Here is an 8,833-nt window from a genome sequence, read left to right on the forward strand (position 1 = left end):
GCATCAGCCACGGCCGATGCTTTTCAATTTTTAAGTAAAAAACAATTAACGACGGAAACCAGGACTTTCGTTTACTGATTCGTCAAGCTTAATAGTTTTTGATTTTTTTGCAGAAACAGCAATATCGTGTTTCGCAACTTTACCATTTTCGTTTACTTCTAAGGTATAAGTTCCGGCAGGAAATGCCTCTAAACTTAAGGTTTTCGAAATCTCTAATTTGTCTGTAGCAGATTCTCCTGTGTACACTAAATTGTGGTTTTCGTCGAAGATAGAAAAAACTGATTTCTCAAGGTTGTTCAAAGTAATGCTAACTACTTTTCCGTTTCCGGTTTTTATATTCAAAATATAATCCCCTTTTCCATCCATTGCATAAGTAAAGATCGTTGTTAAAAATACGGCAACAACTAAGCCCATTTTGGTAAAATTTGTCATGTTTTTTTTAATTGTTTATTACTGTTTGTGGAACGCTCAAAACTACAAATTGAAATTTAATTTTATGCAAAAAAAGCACTTTTTTATAGGTGTAAATTGCTGAATCAAAGATGTTTCGGTGTTTTGACTGAACTATGTACGTAATTACTGGGCTCTTGGATTTTTTTTCTGTGATTTTTTTAATGGTTTAGAAATCAGATTTTTAGATTTATTAAGAATAGTTTTCTAAAAATGAAATCGAAATAAATTTCATGAAAAAAAAGGGCACAAAAAAACAGCTCAATAACCACAAAGAGCTGTTTAAAAAAAACGATTTCCCGTTTTAAAACTTTACTAACTATCTAACCTCATTTTATACTGTATGCAGTATAACTTTTTAGCGTACTGCTACGCCTGTATTTTTAGCAGAAAATCCTGCTTTATAAACAGATGAAACTGCTTTTCTTGATAATGAAGTTGCATCATCAGTAATTGTAATTTCATGTTTCACTTTTTTTACATTATCCTCAATTTCTAAGAAGTAAGTTCCGGCAGGAAATTCTTCTAAACTAAAAGTTCTCAAGATTCCATCTTTACCAGAAGCACTTTCAGAATAGATCAAAGTACCATCTTTATCATAAATAGCAAGGTTGGCTTTTTGCACTTTATTAAGGGCAAACGTAATTAGCTTTCCATTGGTTTTTAATACATGAAGATTAAAATCTTCATTCCCGTCAATTGCATAAGTACTCATTCCTGAAAAAAGCACTGCACATACTAAACTTAATTTTAAAATCTTTTTCATGACATTTGTTTTTTAGATTAATAGTTCTAATTCTCTGATGCTAAATTACTTCGGATATGCATTTTTTTACACAACTCTATTTTCCAATTTCGATGCTGTATTCTCATTTACGAAAGCGTTATAGGTTAAAGTTTGAATTATTTTTATCGTTTTTGTTAATTAGGTTATTATTTTTTAATGTTTTGCTTAAATTAAGATAATGTAAATTAATCTGTATTTCTTACAAATGATTTGTTTTGAAGGTTTAACCGCAAAGTGCGCAAGATTTTTTATATGCTGGGTTTTTAGTAAACGCAAAAGTTCGCAAAGCTTTGTGTCGAATAAACTTTGGGAACTGTTTTAACCGCAAAGTGCGCAAAAGTTTTTTATATGCTGGGTTTTTAGTAGACGCAAAAGTTCGCAAAGCTATGTGTCGAATAAACTTTGGGAACTGTTTTAACCGCAAAGTGTGCAAAAGTTTTTTATATGCTGGGTTTTTAGTAAACGCAAAAGTTCGCAAAGCTATGTGTCGAATAAACTTTGGGAACTGTTTTAACCACAAAGAGCGCAAAGTTTTTTATATGCTGGGTTTTTAGTAAACGCAAAAGTTCGCAAAGCTATGTGTCAAATAAACTTTGCGAACTGTTTTAACCGCAAAGTGCGCAAAAGTTTTTTATATGCTGGGTTTTTAGTAAACGCAAAAGTTCGCAAAGCTATGTGTCGAATAAACTTTGGGAACTATTTTAACCGCAAAGTGCGCAAGATTTTTTATATGCTGGGTTTTTAGTAAACGCAAAAGTTCGCAAAGCTATGTGTCGAATAAACTTTGCGAACTGTTTAACCGCAAAGTGCGCAAGATTTTTTATATTCTGGGTTTTTAGTAAACGCAAAAGTTCGCAAAGCTTTGTGTCGAATAAACTTTGGGAACTGTTTTAACCGCAAAGTGTGCAAAAGTTTTTTATATGCTGGAGCTTTTAGTAAACGCAAAATTTCGCAAAGCTTTGAATGATTCAGCTTTGTGAGCTTTGTGTTTTCTGAGCGTATATATAGGTAGAAAATCTTTGCGCTCTTTGCGGTAAAAAAACAGCAAAAAATAAAACATTGCGCCTTAGTGCCTTTGTGGCAACCCCAAAAAAGTATGGCACAAAAAAAACAGCTCAATAACCACAAAGAGCTGTTTCAAAACAATCACGTTTTTAACTTTACTAACTATCTAACCTCATTTTTATACTTTATGAGAGCATAAACTTGTTTAGCGTACTGCTACGCTTGAATTTTGAGCAGAGAAACCTGCTTTGTATGCTGACGAAACTGCTTTAGATGACAATATAGATTTATCATCAGTAATTGTAATTTCGTGTCTTACTTTTTTTGCACTGTCTTCAACTTCTAAGAAGTAAGTTCCTGCAGGAAGTTCTTCTAAACTAAAAGTTCTTAAGATTCCTTCTTTACCTGAAGCATTCTCAGAATAGATCAAACTATTGTTTTTATCATAAATACTAATGCTTGCTTTCTTTACCTGATTTAGAGCAAACGTAATCAGCTTTCCATTCGCTTTTAATACGTGTAGGTTAAAATCTGCATTTCCATTATCATTTCCATCAATTGCATAAGTGCTCATTCCTGTAAAAAGTACTGCACATACTAAACTTAATTTTAATATCTTTTTCATAACGCTTCGTTTTAAATTATTAGTTCTAATTTTCTGATGCTAAATTACTCCGGGATGTGTGATTTTTTCACAACTGTATTTTCCAATTTATATGCTATATTCTCATTTACGAAACCGTTATAGGTTAATTTTTGAATTATGTTAGGTGTTTTTGTTAATTAGGCTATTATTTTTTAAGGATTTACAAAAATTAACATTTGTGCAAAACAAAGTAAATTCTTACCTGTATAGGATTTGTTTATAAAAGGACTGGATTAAATACGATATATTAAAAAAATTAGGAGTAAAAATAAGGGTACTTAAAAATATAACTCAATTACCGTAATTTAAAGATTTGGTTTTTAAGGAATTTGATGCGAAATCTGTATTTACGAAACCGTTATAGGTTAATTTTTAAATTATATTAAGTGATTTTGTTAAATTTGCTATTATTTTTTAAAGATTTTATCATGAAGACAATTGCCCCAGCTCTTGAAGTGATATCAAATTCATACGGAAGTTCTTTTACCTACGCAAAGCACGCCGAAAAGACCAATAGTAAAGCTCATCTATGGCATTATCATCCTGAGATTGAGTTGGTTTATATAAATGGTGGGGCAGGGAAAAGACAAATAGGAAGCCATGTTTCTTATTATACCAATGGAAGTTTGATACTGATAGGTGCTAATTTGCCACATTGCGGTTTTACGAACGAACAAACGGGTAACACAACAGAAACCGTTATTCATATTAAACCGGAGTTTTTAGGGAATGATTTTTTTGTTGCTCCCGAAATGAGAAAGGTTCAAAATATTATTAGTCAGGCTAAAGGCGGAATCGCTTTTGGCGGAGAGACTAAAAAACAAATAGGTAAGAAAATCGAAATGATGGAAAACCAACTTCCGTTTGAACGTTTGCTTACGCTTCTAAGTATTTTAGATGAACTGGATTCTTCAAAGGATTATACGGTTCTTAATGCTGACGGTTTTTCATTAGAATTGCAAACCCAGGATAATGACCGTATCAATGTAATTTTTAATTATGTTAAAGATCATTTTCAGGAATCAATTGCTATCGATGAGGTTTCGAGTCTGGTAAGTATGACTACGCCTTCTTTTTGCCGATATTTCAAGAAGATTTCAAATAAAACCTTTACAGAGTTCGTAAACGAATATCGTTTGGTTCACGCATCAAAATTATTGGCCGAAAAACCAATCAGTATCAATGAAGTGTGTTACGAAAGCGGATTTAATAATTTCAGTCACTTTAGTAAGTCCTTCAAACAATACACCGGAAAAAGCGCTTCGCAATATCGTCACGAACACAAGATAATTATTAGCTAAAGACTTTTTGTATGGCTAAGAATCCTGAAACTTTAGAAGAAGCTTCAGGATTTTTTTTTTTGCCACGAATTCCACGAATTTTCACAAAGTAATATTTTTCATTTACATAGAAAAATTAGTGCTAATTAGTGCAATTCGTGGCAAGTTTTTTCTTCTACAATCACAAAAACTTAAATTTTTGCCACGAATTCAACGAATTTTCACAAAGTAATATTTTTCATTTGCAGAGAAAAAATTGGTGCTAATTTGTGGAATTCGTGGCAAGCTTTTTCTTCTACAATATAAAGTTATTCACTGTATTGTTTGTCAGGCAGAGCGAAGTCGAAGCCTTTTTTACGGTAATCACAAAAACTTAAATTTTAGCCATAAATTACACGAATTTCCACGAATTAATATTTCTTATTTACAGAGAAAAATTTGTCCTAATTCGTGGCAAGCTTTTTATATTATTAAATCATTTATTATGTTGTTCCTTAATATATATAAAGCTGTACTTTTTAGAATTTTAAATTTTAAATTTGGATTTTTTTACTCTTTGTTATTGTTATAAAAATTATATTTACAGACTTGTTATTTTTAAAATATAACAAGTGTCTGATTTAATTTCCTTAACAAATTTTATAACTGAATGAATTTATTTAGAAAACCTCTCACATTTCTCCTTATCGGAATGACATTTTTGAGCTGCAATAAAAAGGATGTAGCATTTTCAGATCCATTAATTACCAATCGCGACACAACGATAAATCCTGGAGACGATTTTTTTAATTATGCTAATAATGGCTGGTTCAAAAAAAATCCCATTTTGCCTACCGACAGCAATAACGGAATAATGAGAATTGTTATGGATACTATTAATGGACAAATTAAAAGTATCTGCGAAAATGCTGCTAAAGACGAATCAGCTGGAAAAGGAAGTAACAAACAAAAAATTGGTGATTTTTATGCTTCAGGAATGGATACGATTGCCATCGAAAAAGCAGGTTTGTCTCCACTAAATAATGAAATCAAAAAAATCAACGAAATTAAGGATATTTCAGGATTGATCAGTACAATTGCACATTTGCAAACTGTAGGGGCAGATCCGGCATTTACGTTTTATGTTTCGCAGGATGATAAAATCAGTACTAAATATGCTGTGTTTTTAGGACAAGGCGGTTTAGGAATGAAACAAAGAGATTATTATCTGGATTCTGACAAACGAAATGTAGAGATTCGTACAGCCTATTTATCACATCTTAAAACGATGATGAAATTTATGGGTGAAGAAGAAGCTGTTGCTTCAAAAAATGCCGAAAAAGTACTGAAACTTGAAACTGAACTGGCAAAATCATCTAGAAAATTAGAAGCTCTTCGTGATCCTGTAAAAAATTACAACAAGCTTACTGTTGATCAGTTTAATGCTATTACTCCGGATATTGACTGGAAAAAAGTATTGCCGGTTTTAGGTATTGCAAAAGCAGATTCGATTATTGTAGGACAGCCCGAATTTTTTAAAGCATTAAATACGACGATCAAAAAATATACAATCGAAGATTGGAAGACCTATCTTAAGTGGAATCTTGTAAGTGCTTATGCGCCTTATTTGAACGCCGCTATTGAAAAAGAAAATTTTAAATTCTATTCTACAATAATGAATGGCGTGACGACTCAAAAGCCACGTTGGAAGAGAGTAGTAACGCAAACAAATCAATCTGTGGGAGAATTAATTGGGCAGGTTTATGTGGCTGATTATATGCCAAAAGGCGTAAAGGAGAAATTATTGGAAATAGGAAACAATATTCGTGATGTATTTGCTTCGCATATCAAAAAGCTGGATTGGATGAGCGAGCCTACCAAACAAAAAGCATTATACAAGCTAAGTAAAATGGTTATGAAATTGGGATATCCGGATAAATGGAAAGATATGAGTCAACTTTCTATCGATAGAAAATCATACTGTGTGAATGTTATGAAAGCTTATATTTGGGATTATAATTATATGATCAATAAATACGGAAAACCGGTAGACAGAAACGAATGGAGTATGCAGCCACAGACTTATAATGCTTACTACAACCCAAGTAACAACGAAATCGTGATTCCGGCTTGTAATATTATTGTTCCGGGTTATGAAGGACGTATGCCGGACGATGCTATTTTGTACGGAATATTAGGTGGCTCTTTCTTCGGGCATGAAATCACACATGGTTTTGATGATCAGGGAAGTCAATATGACGAAAAAGGAAACCTGAACAATTGGTGGACGGCAGAAGATTTGAAAAGATTCAAGGCCAAAACGCAATTGATCGTAGATCAGTACAACAGATATTCTATTTTAGGGAAACAGGTAAATGGTGAAGCGACTCAAGGCGAAAACATTGCTGATTTAGGTGGTGTTATCATGGGTTACGAAGCATTCGAAAAAACGGAACAGTTTAAGAACAAGCAAAAAATTAGCGGATTAACTCCGGAACAGCGTTATTTCCTTGCCTATGCTTATTCCTGGATGGTCAATAGAAGAGATGAGTCAAAAATTAACCAGATCATGACAGATGTTCACGCACCGGAACAATTTAGAGTCAACGGACCATTGAGCAATATTCCGGAATTTCATAAGGCATTCAATGTCAAAAAAGGAAATAAGATGTATCAGCCGGATAGTTTACGAGTAGTAATCTGGTAAAAAATAAAATTCTCATTTATATAAAACCATTCGTTGCGGCGAATGGTTTTTTTGTTTACGATATAATTGTCCACGGATTGAGCGGGTTAAGCTGGTTTGTCGCGGATTTTTTTTTGTTATATTTTTGCCACGGATTGTACTGATTAAAATGATTTTTTAATCTGTGGCTTTTTTTTCGCAACAAATTACCCATAATCCAATTCGTGAAAATTCGTGCAATTCGCGGCAACCTTTTACCATCAAAAAACCGGTTGTATTTTTCATTATAGTATAATGAAGAAAAAAGTATATTTACAATCCCTAATCAAAAAAATAAATAAATATGAAAAACTTTAAATTCTTAGTGTTTGCTATTCTTTTGTGCGTTTCATCAATGAGTTACGCGGCAAAAGTAGATACTTTGCAAGTTGCGAGTGCAGCCATGAGCAAAACCTACAAAGCTGCTGTTGTATTGCCCAATTCGTATGCAAAAAGTAAAGTGGCGTTTCCGGTAATGTATTTATTGCACGGAGCGTATGGTCATTTTGGTGATTGGCTAAAAAATACGCCCAACAAAAAATTAGTCCAGAACTTATCTGATCAATATAATATTATCATCGTAATGCCTGAAGGCGAGACCTTTAGTTTCTATCTGGACAGTCCGGTAAATAAAGGAAGTCAGTTTGAGACTTTTATTACACAAGAAGTCATTCATAAAGTCGATAAAACCTATAGAACGATCAGCAACAGAAACGGAAGAGTAATTACAGGACTTTCTATGGGAGGTCATGGTGCATTATACTTGTCTGCCAAACATCCTGAATTGTTTTGTGCTGCCGGAAGCATGAGTGGAGCAGTAGATATGAGTACAATGCTCAATCGTGAATCATCTGCTCAGGTAGTAAAATTGATGCAGCCTGTTTTTGGGGACAAAAGCGACAACTCAGAAATGTATGCCCAATATGCCGTAATGGGAATGTTAGATAAAATAAAAGCAAATAAACTACCCTTAATTATAGATTGCGGAGTTGATGATTTCTTAATAGAACCCAACAGAGAATTACACCGAAGATTAGTTTATAACAAAGTAGACCACGATTACACTGAACGTCCGGGAGCACATACGTGGGATTATTGGGAAAATTCACTGCCGTATCATATGTTATTTTTTAATAAAATATTGCTTAAAAATCAGCAGGTTGTAAAAAAATAAAAGAAAATTCTAACAAGAAATTAGTAAAATTCTTTTTTTGGTTTGATTTTTGGAATATCTTTATATATATAATTTATTCTAAAAACAATAAATACCACAAATACCATGAAAAAGATACTTACACTTTTTGCAGTCGTTGGACTGTTTGCATTTTCGGGATGTTCAAATAACGATGATAATGATACAATCAGTTATGTTTTTGAAGTTAACAAAGCAAATTTTAGCCCAACTTCAAATTCTGAAATATATGTAGATTTTGATTCCAGAATATATTCTGGTGATGTTATCTTAATTTACAGATATGATGGAGCTGATCCTGAAACAAAGCGTGATATATGGACTCCGCTTCCAGAATCTCATTATTACACTGATGGTAAGCTTTATTTTACCTTTAAATTTGATTTTACACAAGATAATTTTAGGATTTTTACCGAAGGTTTTGATTTAAATGTTAATCCTATTCCAGCAGATTTTGTGGTTGATCAAATATTTCGCATTGTAATAGTACCTGGAGATGATGGATTTAATACTAAAAAATCAGTTAATGTAGCGGATTATTCAGATTACAACGCAGTTATTAAAAAGTATAAAATTGATGATAGTAATGTAAAGAAATTAAATTAATTATTAGAATAGAAATATAAAAGAGGCTGTCCGAAAAGTAATTTCGGGCAGTTTTTTTTTGTTTTACACATTGATTTTTCTTATATTTAAGTACTAAAATCAATGATTATGCAGCCAGTTTTTAAGCCTCATTCGGTTCACCAGCAAGATCTTTTTCCATTGA

Annotated in this window: 7 protein-coding genes; 4 read left to right on the forward strand and 3 right to left on the reverse strand. The window is 32.5% G+C overall.

Annotation, left to right across the window (positions count from 1 at the left end):
- Positions 1 to 45 precede the first annotated feature (45 nt).
- The 3 genes from NJT12_RS10610 to NJT12_RS10620 all read right to left on the reverse strand — a co-directional run bounded on the left by NJT12_RS10610 (position 46) and on the right by NJT12_RS10620 (position 2,867).
- A complete protein-coding gene (locus NJT12_RS10610; protein ID WP_271335875.1) occupies positions 46 to 432 on the reverse strand; it encodes a secretion protein in 387 nt (128 codons plus the stop codon).
- Positions 433 to 808: 376 nt separating this feature from the next.
- Positions 809 to 1,216 (reverse strand): T9SS type A sorting domain-containing protein, encoded by a 408-nt coding sequence (locus tag NJT12_RS10615; protein WP_271335876.1) that lies wholly within the window; start codon positions 1,214 to 1,216, stop codon positions 809 to 811.
- Positions 1,217 to 2,447: 1,231 nt separating this feature from the next.
- Positions 2,448 to 2,867, reverse strand: a complete 420-nt coding sequence (locus tag NJT12_RS10620; protein WP_271335877.1) for a secretion protein — start codon at positions 2,865 to 2,867, stop codon at positions 2,448 to 2,450.
- Between the two features lie 449 nt (positions 2,868 to 3,316).
- Here NJT12_RS10620 and NJT12_RS10625 point away from each other — a divergent pair, with 449 nt between their 5' ends.
- The 4 genes from NJT12_RS10625 to NJT12_RS10640 all read left to right on the forward strand — a co-directional run bounded on the left by NJT12_RS10625 (position 3,317) and on the right by NJT12_RS10640 (position 8,670).
- Complete coding sequence (locus NJT12_RS10625; protein WP_271335878.1) at positions 3,317 to 4,189, forward strand: AraC family transcriptional regulator; 873 nt, start codon at positions 3,317 to 3,319, stop codon at positions 4,187 to 4,189.
- Between the two features lie 628 nt (positions 4,190 to 4,817).
- Positions 4,818 to 6,854: a M13 family metallopeptidase gene (locus NJT12_RS10630; protein WP_271335879.1), complete on the forward strand. Its 2,037-nt coding sequence runs from the start codon at positions 4,818 to 4,820 to the stop codon at positions 6,852 to 6,854.
- Between the two features lie 322 nt (positions 6,855 to 7,176).
- Positions 7,177 to 8,046: an alpha/beta hydrolase gene (locus NJT12_RS10635; RefSeq protein ID WP_271335880.1), complete on the forward strand. Its 870-nt coding sequence runs from the start codon at positions 7,177 to 7,179 to the stop codon at positions 8,044 to 8,046.
- 105 nt (positions 8,047 to 8,151) lie between these two features.
- Positions 8,152 to 8,670: a hypothetical protein gene (locus tag NJT12_RS10640; protein ID WP_271335881.1), complete on the forward strand. Its 519-nt coding sequence runs from the start codon at positions 8,152 to 8,154 to the stop codon at positions 8,668 to 8,670.
- The last annotated feature ends 163 nt before the right edge of the window (positions 8,671 to 8,833 follow it).

The organism is Flavobacterium azizsancarii (genome assembly GCF_027980145.1).
Lineage (GTDB): Bacteria > Bacteroidota > Bacteroidia > Flavobacteriales > Flavobacteriaceae > Flavobacterium > Flavobacterium azizsancarii.

Bases quoted from the DNA above. Each gene is read 5' to 3' on its own strand.
- NJT12_RS10610 (WP_271335875.1), bottom strand. From the start codon at position 432: ATGACAAATTTTACCAAAATGGGCTTAGTTGTTGCCGTATTTTTAACA.
- NJT12_RS10635 (WP_271335880.1), top strand. From the start codon at position 7,177: ATGAAAAACTTTAAATTCTTAGTGTTTGCTATTCTTTTGTGCGTTTCA.
- NJT12_RS10615 (WP_271335876.1), bottom strand. From the start codon at position 1,216: ATGAAAAAGATTTTAAAATTAAGTTTAGTATGTGCAGTGCTTTTTTCA.
- NJT12_RS10630 (WP_271335879.1), top strand. From the start codon at position 4,818: ATGAATTTATTTAGAAAACCTCTCACATTTCTCCTTATCGGAATGACA.
- NJT12_RS10625 (WP_271335878.1), top strand. From the start codon at position 3,317: ATGAAGACAATTGCCCCAGCTCTTGAAGTGATATCAAATTCATACGGA.
- NJT12_RS10640 (WP_271335881.1), top strand. From the start codon at position 8,152: ATGAAAAAGATACTTACACTTTTTGCAGTCGTTGGACTGTTTGCATTT.
- NJT12_RS10620 (WP_271335877.1), bottom strand. From the start codon at position 2,867: ATGAAAAAGATATTAAAATTAAGTTTAGTATGTGCAGTACTTTTTACA.